The sequence below is a fragment of the Sphingobium limneticum genome (assembly GCF_008710155.1).
Taxonomy (GTDB): domain Bacteria; phylum Pseudomonadota; class Alphaproteobacteria; order Sphingomonadales; family Sphingomonadaceae; genus Sphingobium; species Sphingobium limneticum.
The window spans coordinates 149,212-167,581 of the sequence record NZ_VYPZ01000001.1 but is presented as its reverse complement, the minus strand read 5'-3'; the positions used below and the strand labels follow the sequence as shown (position 1 = coordinate 167,581).

The 18,370-nt window shown below is 62.7% G+C and carries 22 protein-coding genes; 2 read left to right on the top strand and 20 right to left on the bottom strand.

The features are described 5' to 3' along the window. Nucleotides 1–178: 178 nt before the first annotated feature. From F4U94_RS00710 to F4U94_RS00640, 15 genes are all read right to left on the bottom strand, one after another. Nucleotides 179–1,912, bottom strand: a complete 1,734-nt coding sequence (locus F4U94_RS00710) for an acyl-CoA dehydrogenase family protein (RefSeq protein ID WP_120253202.1) — start codon at nt 1,910–1,912, stop codon at nt 179–181. A gap of 127 nt (nt 1,913–2,039) precedes the next feature. Then, nucleotides 2,040–3,686 (bottom strand): alkaline phosphatase D family protein, encoded by a 1,647-nt coding sequence (locus tag F4U94_RS00705; RefSeq protein ID WP_120253203.1) that lies wholly within the window; start codon nt 3,684–3,686, stop codon nt 2,040–2,042. Between the two features lie 23 nt (nt 3,687–3,709). After that, the gene (locus F4U94_RS00700) at nt 3,710–6,055 is read right to left on the bottom strand and encodes a TonB-dependent receptor (protein ID WP_172598876.1); all 2,346 of its coding nucleotides are present in this window, start codon (nt 6,053–6,055) and stop codon (nt 3,710–3,712) included. A gap of 185 nt (nt 6,056–6,240) precedes the next feature. Then, nucleotides 6,241–6,441 (bottom strand): hypothetical protein, encoded by a 201-nt coding sequence (locus F4U94_RS00695; protein ID WP_120253594.1) that lies wholly within the window; start codon nt 6,439–6,441, stop codon nt 6,241–6,243. Nucleotides 6,442–6,526: 85 nt separating this feature from the next. Beyond that, nucleotides 6,527–6,913: a hypothetical protein gene (locus F4U94_RS00690; RefSeq protein ID WP_120253204.1), complete on the bottom strand. Its 387-nt coding sequence runs from the start codon at nt 6,911–6,913 to the stop codon at nt 6,527–6,529. A gap of 35 nt (nt 6,914–6,948) precedes the next feature. Beyond that, entirely contained in the window at nt 6,949–8,388 is a 1,440-nt protein-coding gene (locus F4U94_RS00685) for a hypothetical protein (RefSeq protein WP_120253205.1), read from the bottom strand. Between the two features lie 538 nt (nt 8,389–8,926). Further along, a complete protein-coding gene (locus F4U94_RS00680) occupies nt 8,927–9,589 on the bottom strand; it encodes a hypothetical protein (RefSeq protein WP_120253206.1) in 663 nt (220 codons plus the stop codon). A gap of 449 nt (nt 9,590–10,038) precedes the next feature. Continuing rightward, nucleotides 10,039–10,425, bottom strand: coding sequence for a hypothetical protein (locus tag F4U94_RS00675; protein ID WP_120253207.1), 387 nt, complete (start codon nt 10,423–10,425; stop codon nt 10,039–10,041). Nucleotides 10,426–10,438: 13 nt separating this feature from the next. Beyond that, the gene (locus tag F4U94_RS00670) at nt 10,439–11,593 is read right to left on the bottom strand and encodes a DNA/RNA non-specific endonuclease (RefSeq protein WP_120253208.1); all 1,155 of its coding nucleotides are present in this window, start codon (nt 11,591–11,593) and stop codon (nt 10,439–10,441) included. A gap of 123 nt (nt 11,594–11,716) precedes the next feature. Further along, entirely contained in the window at nt 11,717–12,607 is an 891-nt protein-coding gene (locus tag F4U94_RS00665) for a DUF1521 domain-containing protein (RefSeq protein WP_120253209.1), read from the bottom strand. Nucleotides 12,608–12,637: 30 nt separating this feature from the next. After that, nucleotides 12,638–13,072 carry a hypothetical protein gene (locus F4U94_RS00660; RefSeq protein WP_120253210.1) on the bottom strand — a complete coding sequence of 145 codons (435 nt, stop codon included), beginning with the start codon at nt 13,070–13,072 and terminating at the stop codon, nt 12,638–12,640. 84 nt (nt 13,073–13,156) lie between these two features. Next, entirely contained in the window at nt 13,157–13,660 is a 504-nt protein-coding gene (locus F4U94_RS00655) for a hypothetical protein (protein WP_120253211.1), read from the bottom strand. Between the two features lie 130 nt (nt 13,661–13,790). Next, nucleotides 13,791–14,081, bottom strand: coding sequence for a hypothetical protein (locus F4U94_RS00650; RefSeq protein ID WP_120253212.1), 291 nt, complete (start codon nt 14,079–14,081; stop codon nt 13,791–13,793). 7 nt (nt 14,082–14,088) lie between these two features. Then, nucleotides 14,089–14,382, bottom strand: coding sequence for a hypothetical protein (locus F4U94_RS00645; RefSeq protein ID WP_120253213.1), 294 nt, complete (start codon nt 14,380–14,382; stop codon nt 14,089–14,091). 115 nt (nt 14,383–14,497) lie between these two features. Further along, nucleotides 14,498–15,106, bottom strand: coding sequence for a hypothetical protein (locus tag F4U94_RS00640; RefSeq protein ID WP_120253214.1), 609 nt, complete (start codon nt 15,104–15,106; stop codon nt 14,498–14,500). A gap of 230 nt (nt 15,107–15,336) precedes the next feature. On the opposite strand from F4U94_RS00640, the gene F4U94_RS00635 reads away from it, so the two are divergent. Next, on the top strand, nt 15,337–15,618 hold the full coding sequence (locus F4U94_RS00635) for a type II toxin-antitoxin system RelE/ParE family toxin (protein WP_120253215.1): 282 nt from the start codon (nt 15,337–15,339) through the stop codon (nt 15,616–15,618). Next, nucleotides 15,618–15,917, top strand: a complete 300-nt coding sequence (locus F4U94_RS00630; protein ID WP_120253216.1) for a HigA family addiction module antitoxin — start codon at nt 15,618–15,620, stop codon at nt 15,915–15,917. Before F4U94_RS00635 ends, F4U94_RS00630 begins: the two co-directional genes overlap by 1 nt. Before the next feature lie 106 nt (nt 15,918–16,023). On the opposite strand, the gene F4U94_RS00625 is transcribed toward F4U94_RS00630, so the two are convergent. From F4U94_RS00625 to F4U94_RS00605, 5 genes are read right to left on the bottom strand one after another with little or no spacing between them, the layout of a single operon-like run. After that, nucleotides 16,024–16,371, bottom strand: a complete 348-nt coding sequence (locus F4U94_RS00625; protein ID WP_120253217.1) for a helix-turn-helix domain-containing protein — start codon at nt 16,369–16,371, stop codon at nt 16,024–16,026. Beyond that, on the bottom strand, nt 16,368–17,156 hold the full coding sequence (sctT, locus tag F4U94_RS00620) for a type III secretion system export apparatus subunit SctT (RefSeq protein WP_120253218.1): 789 nt from the start codon (nt 17,154–17,156) through the stop codon (nt 16,368–16,370). The genes F4U94_RS00625 and sctT overlap by 4 nt, the downstream gene beginning before the upstream one ends. A gap of 10 nt (nt 17,157–17,166) precedes the next feature. Then, complete coding sequence (gene sctS, locus F4U94_RS00615) at nt 17,167–17,436, bottom strand: type III secretion system export apparatus subunit SctS (protein WP_120253219.1); 270 nt, start codon at nt 17,434–17,436, stop codon at nt 17,167–17,169. Further along, nucleotides 17,429–18,079, bottom strand: a complete 651-nt coding sequence (sctR, locus tag F4U94_RS00610) for a type III secretion system export apparatus subunit SctR (RefSeq protein ID WP_120253220.1) — start codon at nt 18,077–18,079, stop codon at nt 17,429–17,431. Before sctR ends, sctS begins: the two co-directional genes overlap by 8 nt. A 5-nt stretch (nt 18,080–18,084) precedes the next feature. Then, nucleotides 18,085–18,354 carry a FliM/FliN family flagellar motor C-terminal domain-containing protein gene (locus tag F4U94_RS00605; RefSeq protein WP_161600354.1) on the bottom strand — a complete coding sequence of 90 codons (270 nt, stop codon included), beginning with the start codon at nt 18,352–18,354 and terminating at the stop codon, nt 18,085–18,087. Nucleotides 18,355–18,370 lie beyond the last annotated feature (16 nt).

Genomic DNA, 18,370 nt, shown 5'->3' with positions numbered 1-18,370 from the left:
TTCAGATTTACAAATAGGAAAATGGGTAATATTGGGAATTTTACCGACAGAGCTCTTTATTTCTATGAGCATGGCTCATGATCGCATGCCTGACCCAGCCATGACGGAGTTTTTCAAATGCGAACGGGTCAAATCTCATAGACGGGAAGATGCGATGCGGTTCGCGGCGACCATGTCGTCAGAAGGCGTCGGCATCCAGCGCCATGATCGACCCTTCGCCGGCCGCGATGCTGGCGGCAAGGCCATCCGCCTGCGGTAGCATCCGGTTGGCGAAGAAGGTGGCGACGGCACGCTTGGATTGGTGGAGCGGACTGTCTTCCTGCGCCGCAGCGGCCATGCGGCTCCACATCCAACCCATCGACACCAGCGCGAAGAAGCGGAGATAATCGACCGCCGCCGCGCCCGCTGCATCCACGCCCGCACCCCGTAGCGATGTCGTCGTCGATCGCAGCAAGGCGAGCGCCGTCAGGCTGGCGTCAGCAATCACAGTGCCTTTGGCAGCTTCCAGATCCGCCTGGACCAGATCGAAAAAGCCCTCGACCACGGCACCGTCCCCCAAGGACAGTTTGCGGCCGACCAGATCCATGGCCTGCACGCCGTTGGTGCCTTCATAAATCTGCGCGATCCGGGCGTCGCGGACAAATTGTTCCATCCCCCATTCGCGAATATAGCCGTGACCGCCGAAGACCTGCTGCGCCTGCACCGCGCTTTCGAAGCCGAAGTCCGTGAAGGCGGCCTTCACCACCGGTGTGAGCAGCGCGACCAGCGCATCCGCCCTGATACGCTCCGCCGGATCGGGATGATGATGGGCGCGATCGAGTTGCAGTGCCGTCCAGCCGCCCAAGGCACGACCGGCCTCCACAAAGGCGCGAATGTTGAGCAGCATGCGACGGACATCGGCATGGTCGATGATCGCAACCGGCCCGCGAGTGCCATCGGCACTGCGCCCCTGCAACCGTTCCTTGGCGTAGCCCGCAGCCTGAATATAGGCGGCCCCGGCGATGCCAAGACCCTGAACACCCACCATCAACCGTTCCGCGTTCATCATCGTGAACATGGCGGCCAGGCCCTTGTTCGGTGCTCCGACCAGCCATCCGGTCGCTTCGTCATAGTTCATGACGCAGGTTGGCTGGGCATGAATCCCCATCTTCTTTTCCAATGCCCCAACCGACATGGCGTTGCGGACGGTAAACGCGCCCTGATCATCAGGCAGGAATTTGGGCACCAGAAACAGGCTGATCCCCTTCACACCAGCCGGGGCATCAGGCAGGCGCGCCAGCACGAGATGGACGATATTGCCGCCGAAATCATGGTCGCCCGACGAGATAAAAATCTTCTGGCCAGTGATGGCATAGCGACCATCGCCACACGGCACCGCCTTGGTCTTGAGCAAGGCAAGGTCCGTGCCTGCCCCGCTCTCGGTCAGGGCCATGGCGCCGGTCCATTCGCCACTGATCATGGGCGGCAGATAAGTGGCTTTCAGCGCGCCGTCGGCATGGGCCATGATCGCTTCGCACGCGCCGCGCGTCAGGCCGGGAAACAGGCCGAAAGACAGGTTGGTCGCGGCCATCATCTCGTCGAACCAGAGTTGCAGGATGAAGGGTAGCCCCTGACCACCATAGGCCGGGTCTGCGGAGAGGGATGCCCAACCGGCCTGCGCGAAATCACGCCAGGCCTCGGCAAAGCCATGGGGCGTGCGCACCGCGCCATCCACCAACTGGCTACCCTGTTCGTCCCCTTCGCGGTTGATCGGGTGCAGGCGATCGGCACACATGCGTCCGGCCTCTTCCAGAACCGCAGCCGCGAGATCCGCGTCGACATCCTTGCCTATGTCCGCCATCGCCGTATCGAAGCCCAGCACTTCGCCCAGCAGAAAGCGATAATCGTCGATCGGCGGAATATAGCTGTACATCGGGCCTCTCCCATTTTGGCAGAGCCGATTTATACCAAACATCTGTTACAGTCAAATATAAGCAATCTGCCAGACAAGCGCGATCGAGACACTTCGCCATGTCGAGATGACGAAGTGTCTCGACAGGTCAGGCGTCCTGCAACAGCTTCGCGCCGCGCTGAACGGTCATCCGGTGGGAGCCGGAAAGCGCCGTCGTACGGGTGCGGATATCCTGCATGAAATGCCAGGAGCCGGCGACCTGCTGCGGCGTGACCTCCAGCGAGACATAACCGCGCTGGCTGGCGTCGCAGAAAGCCATGCCGGGATTGACCGCGCGCAAGGCGCGGGCGATGTCCGCTGGCGGCACACCCTTGGCATAGGTTTCGAAGCCGGGCGAGGTAACGGCGTGGCCGGCAAATTCCACGCCGACCCGATCCTTGACGCCGCCCTGCCCCGGTCCGCGTTCGCCCAGATTATAGCCCCAGGCATTGTGGCTGTCGCCCGACAGGACGACCAGGTCCGCGTCCGCCGCCAGTGCCGCATCATAGAGACGGTTGCGGGCGGCCGGATAGCCGTCCCAACTGTCCATATTATAGGGCAGGCCGGCCTGCGACGCGGCGACCGCACCGGCCAGCGTCTTGCGGACGATTCCGGGGGCGTTGGCGGGCACCCAGTCAGCGGCGTTGGTCGGGAAACGACCATAGCCCATAATCACCTGCTGCGCGAGGATCTGCCAGGCGGTGCCGGCCTTCTTCGATGAGGCGAAGCCGTCATAGAGCCATTTTTCCTGATCCGCGCCCATCAGGGTGCGGTCCTGCGCGCTCCAGGCACCGTCGCGAAACTCGGCCAGCGCCTTGCCCAGATCGCCGCGGCCGGCGACCGCTTCGCCGACGCTCAACTGCTTGTTGCGCGCGGTGATGCGGGTTTCAGGACGGAATATGGTTGCCAGCGTGCCGATCTGGAAACTGTCATAGTTCGCATCGGATACGGGCATCCACTCGCGATAGACCTTCTGCGCGGCCGCCTTGCGCACCGACCATTCGCCTTCCTTGTCCGGCTGATGGTTTTCGGCGCCGTCCTTATAGGCGTCGTTGGCCAGTTCATGATCGTCCCACTGGGCGATCATCGGGAAGGCGGCGTGCAGCGCCTGAAGATCGGGATCGAGCCGGTAGGAGGCGTAACGCAGGCGATAGTCGGCCAGCGTCACCATCTCGTTCGCCGGTTCGATGACGCGGCCGGGCACGGTTTCTTCCAGGCTGGGGTAATGGCCGCGATCATATTCGTAGAGATAGTCGCCGCAATGGATGACCAGGTCGATATCGTTGCGGGCGGCGGCATGGCCATAGGCGTTGAAGAAGCCGAAAGGCATGTTGGAGCAGGAGAAAAGGCCGATGCCGAAGCGTGACACGTCACCCTGCGGCAGGGTGCGGGTACGGCCAAGGCGGCTGATGCGGCCATCAGGCGCGATGAAACGGTAGAAATACCATGCGTCGGGCTGAAGGCCGGTGACGGTGATCTTGGCGGTGTGGTCGGCGTCGGCACGGGCCGTGACTTCGCCGCCGGAAACGACCTTGGTAAAGGCCGCGTCGGTGGCGACTTCGGCGCGCAGCTTGGTGTCGCCGGACCCGACATAGCGGGTCCAGAGCAGCACGGACGTCGCGCCCGGCTCACCGCTGGCGACGCCATGGGTGAAGCCGCGACCCGACAGGATGGCGGCGGCACCGGGGATGGACAAAGCGCTCAGGCCCAACATGCTGGCCTTGATGAGCAGGCGGCGGTCGATGGTGAAGCTCATGACTGTCTCCTTCCTTGTCCGAGTTAGAAGCGGCCGGTCAGTTGCACGCCGTAGAAGCGCGGTTCTGCCGGGATGTAGGTTGGGATGCCAAAGGCGCCGCCGGTATTGCCTGCGTCGAGCAGGTAATTTTTGTTCGTCGCGTTGCGCATGAAGCCGGAAATTTCATATTGTCCATCGACAAAGCCGACGCCGGCGCGCAGGTTGACCAGCGTTACGCCATCCTGGCTGATGGCTTCGGTGTTGGGCACTTCGAAGTAGATTTTGCTCCGATAGGTGACGCTGGGCGTCGCAAAGACGCGCATGCCGTTGCCGATCGGCGCGTCGATGGTGAAGCCGGCCGCTGCCTGGAATTTGGGCTGAAGGCGGAACTGGTCGCCAGCGAAACGGCCATTGGCCGCCTTGTCGTCGATGCCGCCGTCGATATAGCCGCCATTGGCGAAGATGTTGAGCCAGTTGGTCGGCTGGACCATGACTTCCGCTTCGACGCCGAGGTTGCTGGCCGTGCCGGCGCTCATCGTGCGGGCGACGCCATCGCTGCCGACAACGCTGACCTGGAAATTATCATATTTCTGATAGTAGACGCCCAGCGACCCGGAGAAGATGCCGCTATTGCCCTTCAGACCGACTTCATAATTCCAGACATTTTCCTCCGCGATCTGGCTGATACGCGCCGCGCCGCCGGGAGCCGCATCCAGATTGACGGTCGGCGAGCGGCGCCCCTTCGACACGGTGGCGAAACCGTTCAGTGCCGGCGAGAAGCGATAGAGGATGTTGAAGCGCGGCAGGAAAGCGGCGAAGCTGCCCTGCGTGTGTAGCACGCGACCGCCGGTGTTGACCTGGCCGGGGACGAGCGAGGTTGCCAGCGACGGCACCGCCGCCAGCAATTGCGCCCGCAGGGCAGCGGGCAGCAGCGAGGGCAGGCGCGGCACGGGCACGTTGGTAACATAACCCGAACGACGTTTTTCGATGAGGGCACGGATACCGGCCGTCAATTCCAGCGAAGGACTGGCAATCCAGGTGCCATCCGCAAACATCGAATAGCTATCGTTCTTGCCGCGATTTTCAAAGACCGAGCTGTAAGGAATCTGCGTCAGCGCGCCACCAGTGATCAGCGCGGTCGCCTGCGCCGCCGTTACCACCCCGGCTGCATTGATACAGCCAAGACCGGGAAGAGCGCGGGTCAGACATTGGATGAAAGTCCCTTCTTCGGACGAGAAGGGCACCCGCTGATGGTTCTTTTCACGGAAGCCGTTCCAGCCGAACGACCCACGGAAATGATCGCCAGCATAGGAGAAGCGGGTTTCGTGGCTGACCTGCCAGCCCTTTGCCTCTTCACCGAATTCCAGATACCAGGCCGCCGAACCGTCCGCGTCGAACACTTCGTTACTGTCGAACTTGCGATAGCCGTTGACCATGGTCAGCGTCCAATCGTCCATGATGTCCCAAGAGAAGGTCAGGTTGGCGTCATAGACGTCACGATGCAGGCCAAGCTTGTCGCCACGCAGAACCGATCCCGACAAAGGCGAGCCGCTCAGGTTCGCCGAACCGAAGGGATTGCCCGGCCCTTCCGACGTCGGCAGCGCGCGCGAAATGAAAGGCGTGCCCGAATTGCGCTGGCGGTCGTAGGTCAGGATGAGGTCGGCGGTGAAGCTTTCGGTCGGCTTCAGGCGCAGCGAGCCGCGCACGCCGAGCTGATCGCGGGCATAAAGATCGTCCTGCGTCGCGGACAGATTCTTGACGTAACCGTCGCGCTTCTTCCAGGCGAAGGCGATGCGGCCGGCAACCTTGTCCGACCCGCCATTAATGAAGCCGCTGAGCAGTTTGGACTCATAATTGCCGTAACCGGCATTCAATTCGGCGGAGAAGCCGGGCTTGGGCCGGGCGGAGATCATGCTGATCGCGCCGACGGCCGAGGCGGTGCCGAACAAGGTTGCCTGCGGCCCCTTGATCACCTCGATCCGCTCCATGTCGTAGATATCCTGATAGGAGCCACGCGAGCGCGAGATATCGACGCCGTTATAATAGAGGGTGACGCGCGGCGCCTGCTGGGCCGATCCGCTGTCCGATGTGATGCCGCGAATGACGATGCCGGGATTGTTGGCGCTCTGTTCCTGGATATTGAGGCCGGGGATATAGTTGGACAGCTCGTCGAGATCGGACACGCCGATTTCTTCCATCCGCTTGCCGCTGATCGCCGAGATGGTGATCGGCACATCCATCGCGCGCTGTTCGATCTTTTGCGCGGTGACGATGATCTGTTCGCCGGCGCCGACAATATCGCCATCATCAGGTGCGGCGGTCTGGGCAATGGCCGGGACGGCGGCGCTGCTGGCGAGCAGAATGGCAAGCAACTGGATACGGCGTGTCATGTGGCGAACCCCCTATTGAACTATATGGGGACGCCGCTGCACAACAGATGTGACCTGTTGGCGGCTGTCAGATGACAGGTCGATGAAAGTTCAAATATTTCAATGTCATGGAAGAGAGGCCCCGACCGCCGTCCGGCATCTTGCGGGTCTAGGCGGCCGAGGGCGGAAACATGGAAACCGTAGCGTCAGCCCTTGGGCGTGACCCAGACTTCGACCGGGGCCACGAACTTGCCGGGCGCGGGCTTGCCTACGTTGACGCGGTCGGCCGTGACCCGTTCGCCATTTTCCAGATGGAAGGTCGCCCACGGCTTGGGCATGCGGCCGAAGGTCATTTTCTGAATGGGCTGGCCCGTGGTGGAGTTCATGATGGTTGCGATTATGCTCATGAAACGGGCGGTTAGCGGCCGGCATAGCGTGTCGTCCATCGTTCATGCGGGGTTTCCACAGATTTCTGCCATGCCGCCAGCCCGCTCAATTGTGCAGGATGTTGAGTGCGCAGCCGTCGCGGCTGACGCCGGTCAACCAGAGATAGATGACGATCCGCTTGCCCTTGTTGAAGCCGACCAGCTTCGCGTCGGTCGGCTTCTGGTCGAGAAGGTAGTTTTGCCAGCCGACCGGGATGCTACCGCGCAATTCTTCGACGAAACCCTGACAGCGGTCGGTCGGGAGCAGATAGAGTCGGTTGTCGAGACGGCCCCATGCCGGTTCGATGCGATCGCGAACCATGGTAGCGGCGCGGGTCATGCGGGCATTGGCAGCGTCGCCGAGCGGGATTTCGGCACTGTCGCGCAGACCCGCGGGAACTAGGGGAAAGCCCCCCTCCTCTTCCGCACCGCTACATCCGCCAGTGACGAGCATGGCCGACGCGATAATGGCAAGAAGGCCGCGCGCGGTCAGGGCTGGGCGGTCCGGGTCACGGAGGCCAGACGATCCTCGAACGCGCTCGCCACATTGTCGCCCACGCCCAATTCTCCCGTCTGCGCGTTGACCGGCAGGGCGGCGCGTTCCAGCCGAATGCCGGCCGCGCTCCCTTCGTCGGCGATAGCATTTTTGACCGCGATCTGCATCCATTCCTTGCCCACGGCTGCGCCGCCCGCGATCACACGGCCCGTCGGACCGCCCAGCGAGGCGACCTTGTCCACCACGGTGAGCGCGGATTTGAGGATGGCCGTCACCGTCTCGCGCTGCTCGGCCACATCCTGCGACCGGGCCTGCGTCGCGGCATAGACGCCGCCGACGAAATAGCCGAGTGCGCCCGCATTGGCGCGCCGTTCCTGCGTCGTGCCGGGGACGGTTTCAACCGCGTTCAGCCGCTCGACGGGGTTTTCGCTGCTGTCATTGCCGACCTGAAGCCGGCCCATTTGCTGACCGAGTTCGCCCTCGCGATTCTGGTTCAGCATTTCCTTTGCATAGGCGGCGAAGCTGGAGCCATCCATGGTCGACTGGTTGAAGGTCAGTTCGTCCATGACGCCGGTCGTGTCGCTGTCGATGATGGCGGTGAGGCCGTTGGCCATCTGGCGCATAGCGTCATCCTTGCCCAGCACGGTCAGGCCTCCGAAGACATTATTGGTGTCGCGTACTTCCCGCATCGTGTGCACGCCGGCGTCGAAGATTTGCGCTTTCAGGTCCGCATTGCCCATGCTGGCGGCCGCGCCCATGATCGCTTCATAGCTGTCGGCGTTCCAGGTGATACTGTTCGTGGCGCCGGCTTGGCTGGCGATGGTGGTCATCTGGCCGTCCAACGCGGAGGTCAGCACATCAGACAGCTTGTCACCGATGGCATTGAAGCCCGCCTCCGCATAACTCCCGCGCAGCGAGGCGAGGACGTCGCCCACCGCGGTCGCTTCCGCATCCTGCAATTGGGTGCCACTATAGCCCAGGCCATAGCTGGACTGGCTGGCGTCATCGACCCCGCCTTTCATCGCGGCGATATAGTCGACCTTGGTTTGTGGTGCAGCATGGGTGGCGACGGCATCGCCCAGTTCGGTGACGGAATCGAAGCCGCCATTGTCGGCGCGGGCGAAGGCATCCGACAGGGCGGCGAGGCTGTCGCCATCCAGCTTGCCCGCCATGTCGGACAGGAAGGCGCGGCGCTCGTCGCCCGACAGGCCACCATTGCCGAACCAGTCGCCATCCATCACTTCATCGGCAACGCGATCCAGGTCGCCCGACTGCTGGAGCCGGTCGATCGTCTGATCCGCCTGATCGGCGGGGAGCGCGGTCAGCGTGCCGACGATATCCTTCGTCTCGCCATTGGTGACGGTGTTGAACCAGCCCGACGTGTCGAGCTTGTCATGAATATGGCTGACGGCATCGCCGACGGGATCGGTCATGGCGGGCGCTCCTTGTTCTGCGGCCACGATTGTCGCCGATCGGGACGGAAAAGCCCCTCCCCGTTTCGACTAGGGGCCTAGTCGATATGATTAGGGTCACAGCGGCGCGACGAGCGAAGTTCACAGTGTCGTCGGCCTTTTTCAGGGGCGAAGCGTTCGCGAGGCTCTCGCGACGCGTTATGCAAGCGCCACTGGCGCGCCACCAACGCGACGGTGGGGCCACAGGCAGGTCACAGGGACGCGACGATAGCGCGACCGCACAGCGACCGGGCCGCGACAGGTGATTGGCTGAAAAGATGCGGTCGGCGGAAGGGAGTGTCGGTGTCATCCGACAGGATAGATCAGAGGAAACCCTATTTTGGAAGGTTTTTGGCGGGCTTATCCTTGCTGCGCGGCCAGCGGCGCGAAGGCGGGGATCCATTGCCTCGGCGTAATGCCTGGGGCGAGGTCAGGAGATGGGTTCCCGCCTGCGCTGGAATGACGAAGAGGGGTGGGAAGCGGAACGGCAGGTTTCAACACCTCAATATGCGAAAGCGGACTATCCGGCGTAAGCAAAATAAACCTTTCCTCGCGCGGGATCGACAATAGTTACACTGCCGCCACGCCCATATGAATAGAACGATCCTGCCTCCCGAATTGCGCGATTGGCCTCATCATCTCGCCCCGTCTCAACCGGGATGGAAAATCCATACGTATCGAGGTATTCTCGAATAGTGACTGGGTGGCGATGTCGTTCTGCTTCGCTGTCATAATGGTGCCAGCGGTTTCGTGACCCGGTTTCGTCAACCGGCGTGGCATGCCAACTCGTTCTTCCGCCCGGTAACGCCTCACCCAGACGCGATCCCTTACTGCGCGCCCACTCAGCAGTGCCCTCAGTAAGACGATAGACAACAAAGCCCGTTTCGTTGTCTCCCGGCATGCCAATCCCACCGAACGAGTCTTCTAGGCGATATTCGATCCACGCGACATGCAAAGGGCTTGGAACCCTCGCTAGAACAAAGTGGAGTTCGTAGGCTTTGAATGTCAGATAAGGCGACGCTATGACCGCTATACCGGCCAAAACTATCGCTATTCGCTTCGCGCGGTCTTCGTGTTGCGTGGCACGGAATTTCCTACGGAGCAAAACCAAAAGTGCGCCAATTAAAATAAGTGGCGTCAACAGGATCAAAATAATCCCGAGAAAAATGGCGAAACCGGTCATAGATCGACTGTAGCTTTATACTCTTACCGAATTATTCCATTGAAAAATCATGTTATAATCGATGCTCAATATGTCACCGAACATAATCAGCCTATGGGACGTTCAATCTGGGGTGGCAGCTATGAACGGCTGCTTCTGAGTTCGTCCGAAAAGGCCTCGTATGTCAGAAAATGGTCGGTAGCGGACTTGTCCCTTTCTTTGATCTTCAACCGTCATCCCAGCGAAGGCTAGGATCTCAGGCAGCCCCACGCTGCATTGACGGATAAGCGCAAGACGGCCAGCGTCCTTCTATTGTCGCCTGAGACCCCAGCCTTCGCTGGGGTGACGGCTATTGGGTAAGTGGGAAGGAGCATGATAAGTCCGGTTTTGGCCGTTTTCAGGCGCAGATAAGGTGCCCTGCGCGCTTGAGGCTCGTCGCCTGGTGTCGGGAGGGGCGTGGCAGGCGCCGTTCAGCGTGGGCGCAATTGCTCGACCTGCGCTTTCAGGTTCGCTGGCGTGATGTTCCAGCGGGCGCCGTCTTCATATTCGAAGTCGGCTTTGAGCTGCGGACCGGGGCGGGCGATCTGGATCAGGCAGGTTTTCCAGGCGTCCTTGCCGTCCAGTTGCATCGCCTTCGACAAAGCGAGCGCCTTGTCGATGGTGGCGTCCATGTCGGGCATGCCCGCCGTCCAACTGCCGTCGGGGCGGTAGACATAGCCGAACAGGCGCTGGCGCGGCTGTACCTGCACCACCACGGCAATCCCCTGCCAGTCCTGCCCGGCATAGCGCGGGTCGGCGATGATCTGCTGGCCAAGCTCGTTGAGCGTCCTGTCGGCAAGCGCCTGGTCGAATCCCATGCGGGGCAGTCCTTTACTGGTTGAGCAAGGCTTCGATATCAGCCTTGGGCATGCGGTCAAAGACCTGTCCGGCTTCGTTCTTGAACCGCTCACCGCCCTGATAGATCAGGTCGCCGCCCTTGTCATAAATGTCGTAGCTGACATTGACGGTGTCGGGCCGGACGCCCTGATAATCTTTCAGGTCGACATTGATGCGGACCTCCGCCCCGGCCCTGACCCAGTCGGCCCATTCATTTTCCATGGTGCGATAGGCGCTGTTGTTGAACTGGCCGGCCTGCGGGAACATGTTCTTGACGCCCTGATCGGGCATGAAGCGGTGGCCGATAATGTGACCGCCCTGATCCCCTTCATTGCCGGACTTGCCGGTCTGGCTCTGCGCCGTCTGCTCGGCGCTGGAACGGGGGGCGCCGTCATGCACTTCCTTGAGCGTGGCTTCCGCATGGACCGGACGGCCTTGCGCATCGGCGGTCCAGCGGACTTCGTTCTGGCCGACTTTTGCGGTCCTGACGGCACCGGCCAGCTCGTCCGCCTGTCTAGTGACATCGCCTGCGCCGTCGGCGACATCGTCGGCATGGCGGGTGGCCTGCTGCGCGACGTCGGTGCCGGCGTCGAGCGCCTTTTCGCCGCCACGGATCGCGCCCTTGGCCACGTCGCCCAGGCCGGGCACCCAGCCCAGTGCGGTGAGGCCGAGATTGCCCCAGGCGCCGTCCTTGCCCTCTATCACGCCGCCGATCGCGGATATGGTGTCGCGGGCATCGCCGATCTGGCCGACGACCGGGATGAAACCACCGATCACCTGACCGGCGGTGGCGGACCAGCTATCATTGTCGCTGAAGTCGCCCTTCACCAAACCGTCGAAGAAAGAGCCGATGCCTTCTTCCGATGCTGGCTGCGTGCCGCCATTGTCGTTCGCGACGTGCAGCGCAGCGCTGAACTGGCCCTGTTCCACCGGCGACAATTGCGCCTCGACCTGGGCGCTCAGGTCTGCCCGCGCCTGCGGATCGGCCGTCGTGCGCGCCTGAACATCCGCGGCCAGCGCGGTTGTATCGAGGGTGCCAGCGGTCCGATGCTCTCTTACCATGCCGGTCGCGACGTCGGCCGAAGTGGACGTGTTCGAGCCTGTGCCCGCCTGGCTCTGGCCTATGCTGTCAGCAGCTTGCGTACCCATGATTACACCCTCGATACCTCGTGGAGTGCAAGGCGCGCCGATAGGGGTCGGCTGGAGCCTTGCTCTGATGAATGGGGTCGGGGCGGCCGGGGGAATAAGCGGGGAGCGGCCGCCCCGGCGACGTCAGGCCCGGCGGTAGTTGTTGTTGCCGCCGTCCAGCGTCGCTGCGAGAATGGAACTGGCGATGCCCACCAGCAGGAAGCTGCTGAGCTGATCGCTGATTTCGCCGAGGCTGGGCGTGTCGCTGCCCGGACCATAAGCGGCGCCGACGCGGGTGGCGTTCAGATCCACCTGAGTCGCGATGTCGCCGGTCAGTTCCGAGCGCCAGCCGGCGCCGGTGGCATTTTCCTGCAACACGAAGCCGTCACCCTTGGCCGCGTCCAGCGCATAGCCGTCGTTCGACTGAGTGATGGACAGGTCGCCAATGTCATTCTGGCTGATGCCGTCGACAACGATCGCCTGATCGCCCTTGGTAATGGTCAGCTGGCTGGCGACATATTCATTGGGGTTGGCCGCATATTGTTCGGTGTCGATGGTGATCTTCGTGCCGTTTTCCAGCTGGAAGGTCGTCTTGCCCCAGAAATCGAAACTGTGCTTGCCATCGATATCGACATGCGGGTCGCCCCAGATGCGCGTGGTTTCGCCCGTATTGTCGTTATAAAGGCGGATTTCCGAATTGCGCTCGTCCAGTTCGAGGCGATAGCCGTCGCCAAGGTCGATCTGCCCCTCGCTCTCATTCTGGAGCGAGGCGGTCCAGCTGGCGCCTTCGGTCGCGGCAAAACTGGACGTACCGTCCGGTCCCTGCTGCACCTGGCCGCCCTGAAAGTTGAGCAGCATCGGCAGCGTGGCCGAGGCGAAGGCGCTGGCGAAGAGAGGCTGGAAATAGCTGGCGACGAGGCCGGCGGCGAGCTGGGTGGAGAAACCGCCGCCAAGAGCGGCCGCGGCGTTGCTGCCGAAATTATTGTTGACGGCGAAGTTCAGGTTGAACGTGTTATTGTTGATGATCGTCGTCATGACCGTTCCCTTCCTCTTCCAAAGCGGAGTTTACCGGGCGCCCTCCAGCGCGACACGCGCCTGGTCCAGCCCGTCGATGATGCCGGCGATGTCGCCGGCGTTTGCCAGGGTGGAAGCGGCAAGGGCGCCGTCCACCAGGGTGAGTGTGCGACCGTCGGCATAGGCCGCCATGTCGGTGGCGACGGCGCTCGCGAAATCCTCGACCGCGCGGGTCAGCGCACCCTGATCGGCGGCCGATCCGCCAAGGGCGGTTCCCAACGCGTCGGATGCGGCGCGCAGGCCGTAGACGTCGCCCTGCCCCGGCGCATTGACCGGGAGCAGGCCGAAACTGGCGGCGACGCCGGATACGACATTGGTCGCGATGGCGCGGATCGCATCGACCGGGCCAGCACCCCGCGCGCCATCACCGGCGGCGGCGATGGCGCCGATCGGGCCGGCGCTGCTGATGCTGGGGTCGATGGTCATGATGGCGTCCGTCCGTTGCGATGTCTTGTATGATCATAAGAGCAGATCGGCGGGTGCAGCGCGCTCCGCGATCCGATTAGGGGGCTAGTCGGATCGACTAGCGGACAGGATCGTGGTGCCGCCGGTGCTGCTTTCGATCGTGATGCGGGCAGGCGTCACACCGTCGGGATGATCGGCGGCGGCCGCCGCGTCGATCGCGATGCGCGTGCCGTCCGGAAGCTGAAAGCCGGCATGAGCGGCGATCCCGCCTTCGCCCCAGAGCGGGACTTCGCCGCCATCATGGGTCAGGGCGATGATGCCGCGCGCGCTGTCGAAACGCAGCGCATAGCCGCCGCCGATATCGAAGCTCGGCTCGGTCGAGGGCGAGAAGCTTTGTTCCGCCCCACCTTCGGTGTCGGCGACCGCGCCGCCCTGCACCAGATAGACATGAGCGATGCGCGGAAAGACCAACGGCGTGCCGGTCAGCATGTCGCGCACCGCGCCGGATTCGGCGGCGTTCCAGTTCGCCTCGTTCCGGCTGTCCTGCGGGGTGCGCAACGGCAGGTGCCAGCGCAGATTGGCGACGTCCGACAGGATCGATTCGAGCATGGCTGTCCTCCTTGCCGCATTTCACGGGGTCGGATGATGCTACCCGCCGGGCGCCGGAGGTTCAGTCCGCGATTAGACTAGCGATATAGTCGGAACGATTAGGGGGATGCGCAAGTGGCCTTCGACCGGATCAGAAGCCGGCCTTGGCGCAGAGCGAATCCAGTTTCAGCACTTGCGGATCGCTGGCGCCCATTTTCTCGCGAAATAACGCGCGACTGGCACATATCTGCTGCTGGCGGGCGCGGGTGACAGGCGGACGGGCGCGGGTGGCGCCGGATTTCGCCTTGGCCTGCGTGCCCATGCGGGAGCGGTAATATTGCCCTTCGGCCACCTGACCGGGGGTGATGACGGGCGCGACATCCTGCGCCACCGCCCCGATCGGGAAGATGAGGGCGCCGAACGCGAGGATCAGGCGCAGCATGGGCGGGTCAATAGCCTTGCTTGGCGCAGAGTTTGTAGAGCTGCTGGATGCGCGGATCGTTGGCGCCATGCTTGGCCTTGAGCGAATCCCGCTGAGCGCAAGTCGCCTGGGCGCGCTGTTTGGAGGAGACGGCGCTGGTGCGGCCACCCGATCGTGCCTGCTCGTTGATGACTTCGCTCATCACCTGAGTCTGGCCAAGGCTGGCGGAAGCGTCGCCCCAGGACATGGAGTCCAGCTGAGCCGAAGCGGGGACGGACCAGAAAGCAGAAGCGGTCGCGAGGAATATGGCCATTTTCGTCATCACATCATCCTTTTCCAGTTTGACGGAGCGTCGTGCGGCTTCCGTTTCGCCGTAACGCAGCCGGGGGCCAGCGCCAATGCGCCAGCCCCCGAACCGTGCGGTAAATGCGGCAGGATTACTGCTTGCGCGCCATGTTGGACATGGCTTCGCCGATCGCCTTGAGCCCGGTGGCAGCGGCGTTCGACAGGATGCCGAACTGCTGCGACATGGCGGTGAATTCGGTCGATGCGCCCGGATTCTTGCCATCGGCCTTCTTCGACAGCTTTTCGATATCCTTGGCCATGCTGTCCATCTTGCCACCCAGTTCCTTCGCCATGGCCATCAGCCAGCCGGCCGCCTTGCCGGTGCCGCCGGCGCGGGCATCCTTCACATCGTCGCCGCCGGCGATGTTGCTCAGAATGTCGTCTATGGCATTCTGGAAGTCATTCTGGGCCTGACCGATTTCCGTCGGCGAGGCACCGAGCGTTTCGCCCAGCTGCGAAATGGCGTCATTCGCGTCGGTGGCCGAGCCGCCCTGGAAACCGGTCAGCTGGTCGGTGAAATTCTGCTGCGCGTCCTGGATGATGCCCTGCGACAGGCCCAGCTGCTGGCCAAGCTGGCCCACCAGCTGCTGGCCGAGCTGCGACACGACCTGCTGGGCGAGTTGGGCGACAATGCCGCCAAGCGGACCCAAAGCGGCCGTGGCGAGGAGGGAAACGGGATTGAAACCGCCGATACCGAACATCTCATATCTCCTTTTCAGCAATATTTGGCCGGGAGGCCCCCGATCGGCGCTGCCCCTCCCGGAGCGTCATCGCCGTCGTCGCCATCCTGTATGCCGGGTCCGCCCGCCGTCCGCCCTCCCCGATCCGACTAGGGGCATAAGCGATCCGATTAGGTACGCGTCGCCAGCGCAGCCATGTGTCAACCATGACTTGACGCGCCAACAATCCTGTGTCAGTCATCGCTTGACACATGGATATAGCCAGCATCTCGCATAAGGCGCTGCGACGCTTCGTGGAGACGGGCAAAGCAAAGGGCGTGATCGAGCCCGAACGCATTGCCGACATGATCGCGTTCATGGCCGCAGCATCCAGCGTGGATGAACTTGCCGTGCCGCCCAATTTCGGTTTCCATCCACTTACCGGGGATCGAAAGGGCCGCTATGCGATGACAGTCACCCGTAATTGGCGCCTGACATTCACGCTGGTCGATGCAACCACCGTCGCGGATCTGGATCTGGAGGATTATCATTGATGGCGATCAGGATTCACCCGTCCCTGCATGTACATCCCGGCCCCTGGCTTCGGCGCCAGCTGGTCGAACCGCATGGCATGAATATCAAAGCGCTCGCACAGCATTTCGGCGTGTCGCGGCAGGCTTTGAGCGGCCTGCTCAACGGCCATGCGAAATTGTCCGCCGACATGGCGATCCGGTTCGAGAAGGCGTTCGGCGTACAGGCCGACACGCTGCTGCGGATGCAGGCTGCTTATGACATCGCGCAGGCGCGCATGCATGAAGATGCGATCGACGTGAAGCGGCTGGTTGCGGCCTGACGCTTCTTAGAGCATGATCCGATTGGATTGAATCGGATCATGCTCTAAGACTCTTTTTTTCCGCATTTTGCGAGCCGTCAGCTGTGCCATCTGACTTCAAAATGCTCTAAGTGAGCGGATGAAACAGCAGGCCGGCCAGTGCATTCAATTCTCGCACGCCGTCCAGTTCCAGTTTCCGGCACATATTGTTGAGGTGGACGCGCACCGTATTTTCGCTGATGACCAGAAGCGTCGCGATGTCGGCATTGGCGCGGCCCCAGCCCAGGAAGCGCATCACTGCCACCTCCGTCTTCGTCAGCGCGCCGATGCCGGTCAGATGCCGTTCGGGCACGCGCGAGCGGGGGATGCGATATTCGCCGAGCGGCACATCCTCTTCGCCCGCGCGCGCGTCCGCCTGTCGCAGCAGGCGCATCAATTCGCGCAGGCGGGCTTCCTCTTCCTGATCGGCGGTCATCGGGCGAAAGCCCTGGCTACCGAGCGGACCACATCCTGCCGCGTCGACAGGTCCATGATGACCGCCTGTGCCAGCAACGGCACCAGGATGAGCAGCAGGGCGCTGGCCGCCCAGCTCTTGATCGAGAGCGAGAGGGAGAAGACGTTCAATTGCTGGGCGAAGCGGTTGAGCAGGCCGAGCGCGGCGTCCACGACATAGAGCATGACGAGGATCGGCGCGGCGAAGATGAGGGCAAGCGCCATCAGCCGGCCAAATTCGCCTTCGAACAGGATCATGCTGTGCGGGTCGAGCCGCGGCCAGCTTTGCGCGATCGGCCAGACGGCGAAGCTTTCCATGATGGTCGCGACCAGCAGCAAGATGCCACCCGACGCCGCGAACAGGACATGGGCGAGCCGTTCCATCAGCGCGCCGGTGAGCGATACCTGTCCGCCGCTATTGGGATCGATCAGCTGGCCGATGGTCGCGCCGACCTTTGCATCGACGATCTCGCCCGCCGCCTGCATCGCCCAGAGGATGGTGCCGAAGAAGAAGCCGATGGCGACGCCGATACCCGCTTCGCGCAGAAGCATCGCCGCCCAGCCGAAGGTGCCGATATTCTGCACCATGAAATTGGGCTGGAGCGCGAAGGCGATACCGCCGAAGGTGAGGATGATGCCGTTGCGCACGGTCGCGGGGATCGTATCCTTGCCAAAGAGCGGGATCATGATGAAGGCGAAGCCGAAGCGGGCCGACGCAATGCCGACCAGGATCAGTTCGCCCGTCCAGCCGGGTACGCCCTGCATCATGGCGCACCCATCATTGGCGTACCATCGCGGGAAATTCGGTGAAGATAGTATTGCCATATTGGTACAGACTGCCGGCCAGCAGCGAAGCGGTGAGGAACAGCGTCGCGACGATCGCGAAGAATTTGAGCGTATATTGCAGCGTCTGTTCCTGAAGCTGCGTCGCCGCCTGCACCAGCGCCACCAGCAGGCCGACGGCCGAGGCCGCGACGATGGGCGGCGCGGACAGCAAGAGAACCAGCCACAGCGCATCGATCGTCATGCGGATGATGGCGTCAGACATAGCTGAGCACCAATCCGTGAGACAGCTTCACCCAGCCGTCGACCAGCACGAACAACAGGATCTTGAACGGCAGGGATATGGTGACGGGGGACAACATCATCATGCCCATCGCCAGCAATATGTTGGATATCACCAGGTCGATCACCAGAAAGGGCAGGAAGATGAGGAAGCCGATCTGGAAGGCCACGGTCAGTTCGCGCACGACGAAGGCGGGGACGACGACGATGAAGTCGGTGGCGCTGGCGGCGGCGGTGCCGGACTGTTTGGCGACACGCTGCTGCGTGCGCAGGAAGAAGGCGCGTTCGTCTGCGGCGCTATGCTTGATGAGGAAGGCGCGTAGCGGCTCCTTCGCGCGGTCGGCGGCGGAGAAGATTTCCGAGGTCTGGGTCGGCACCGCCTGCTGACCCGACGCCGTCGCCATCTGCTGCATGGTCGGGTACATGACATATACCGACAGGACGAGCGCCATGCCGTTCAGCACGACATTTGGGGGCACCTGTTGCAGGCCGAGCGCATTGCGCAGCAGCGATAGGACGACGACGATCTTGGTGAAACTGGTCACCATGACCGCGAAGAACGGCGCGAGCGCGATGAGGACGACGACGACGAGCGCGCTGCCGGGGGTGAAGGCGGATACATCCATGGGTTTCAGCCCTCCTTGAGGACGGACTCGATCAGGACGGCATAGCTGTCGCCGACCGACACGATCTGGCCGGTGGCAATGGCGCGTGTGCCGGCGAGGATACGGACGGCGAGCGTGCCGTCGCGGTCCTGGAGCGGGAGGATGCCGCCTTCCTGCAAGGCCTGGAGCCGGGCGAGCGGAATGTCGGCCTGATCCAGTTCGAAACGGAGTTGCACTGCGAAGGAGTCTGGCGCGAAGCCGCTGTCGGGCGTCGGGGCGTCGGCATGGATCTGCATGGCTTCGTCCTCTCTT

Bases quoted from the DNA above. Each gene is read 5' to 3' on its own strand.
- F4U94_RS00710 (WP_120253202.1), bottom strand. From the start codon at position 1,912: ATGTACAGCTATATTCCGCCGATCGACGATTATCGCTTTCTGCTGGGC.
- F4U94_RS00705 (WP_120253203.1), bottom strand. From the start codon at position 3,686: ATGAGCTTCACCATCGACCGCCGCCTGCTCATCAAGGCCAGCATGTTG.
- F4U94_RS00700 (WP_172598876.1), bottom strand. From the start codon at position 6,055: ATGACACGCCGTATCCAGTTGCTTGCCATTCTGCTCGCCAGCAGCGCC.
- F4U94_RS00695 (WP_120253594.1), bottom strand. From the start codon at position 6,441: ATGAGCATAATCGCAACCATCATGAACTCCACCACGGGCCAGCCCATT.
- F4U94_RS00690 (WP_120253204.1), bottom strand. From the start codon at position 6,913: ATGCTCGTCACTGGCGGATGTAGCGGTGCGGAAGAGGAGGGGGGCTTT.
- F4U94_RS00685 (WP_120253205.1), bottom strand. From the start codon at position 8,388: ATGACCGATCCCGTCGGCGATGCCGTCAGCCATATTCATGACAAGCTC.
- F4U94_RS00680 (WP_120253206.1), bottom strand. From the start codon at position 9,589: ATGACCGGTTTCGCCATTTTTCTCGGGATTATTTTGATCCTGTTGACG.
- F4U94_RS00675 (WP_120253207.1), bottom strand. From the start codon at position 10,425: ATGGGATTCGACCAGGCGCTTGCCGACAGGACGCTCAACGAGCTTGGC.
- F4U94_RS00670 (WP_120253208.1), bottom strand. From the start codon at position 11,593: ATGGGTACGCAAGCTGCTGACAGCATAGGCCAGAGCCAGGCGGGCACA.
- F4U94_RS00665 (WP_120253209.1), bottom strand. From the start codon at position 12,607: ATGACGACGATCATCAACAATAACACGTTCAACCTGAACTTCGCCGTC.
- F4U94_RS00660 (WP_120253210.1), bottom strand. From the start codon at position 13,072: ATGACCATCGACCCCAGCATCAGCAGCGCCGGCCCGATCGGCGCCATC.
- F4U94_RS00655 (WP_120253211.1), bottom strand. From the start codon at position 13,660: ATGCTCGAATCGATCCTGTCGGACGTCGCCAATCTGCGCTGGCACCTG.
- F4U94_RS00650 (WP_120253212.1), bottom strand. From the start codon at position 14,081: ATGCTGCGCCTGATCCTCGCGTTCGGCGCCCTCATCTTCCCGATCGGG.
- F4U94_RS00645 (WP_120253213.1), bottom strand. From the start codon at position 14,382: ATGACGAAAATGGCCATATTCCTCGCGACCGCTTCTGCTTTCTGGTCC.
- F4U94_RS00640 (WP_120253214.1), bottom strand. From the start codon at position 15,106: ATGTTCGGTATCGGCGGTTTCAATCCCGTTTCCCTCCTCGCCACGGCC.
- F4U94_RS00635 (WP_120253215.1), top strand. From the start codon at position 15,337: ATGGATATAGCCAGCATCTCGCATAAGGCGCTGCGACGCTTCGTGGAG.
- F4U94_RS00630 (WP_120253216.1), top strand. From the start codon at position 15,618: ATGGCGATCAGGATTCACCCGTCCCTGCATGTACATCCCGGCCCCTGG.
- F4U94_RS00625 (WP_120253217.1), bottom strand. From the start codon at position 16,371: ATGACCGCCGATCAGGAAGAGGAAGCCCGCCTGCGCGAATTGATGCGC.
- sctT (WP_120253218.1), bottom strand. From the start codon at position 17,156: ATGATGCAGGGCGTACCCGGCTGGACGGGCGAACTGATCCTGGTCGGC.
- sctS (WP_120253219.1), bottom strand. From the start codon at position 17,436: ATGTCTGACGCCATCATCCGCATGACGATCGATGCGCTGTGGCTGGTT.
- sctR (WP_120253220.1), bottom strand. From the start codon at position 18,079: ATGGATGTATCCGCCTTCACCCCCGGCAGCGCGCTCGTCGTCGTCGTC.
- F4U94_RS00605 (WP_161600354.1), bottom strand. From the start codon at position 18,354: ATGCAGATCCATGCCGACGCCCCGACGCCCGACAGCGGCTTCGCGCCA.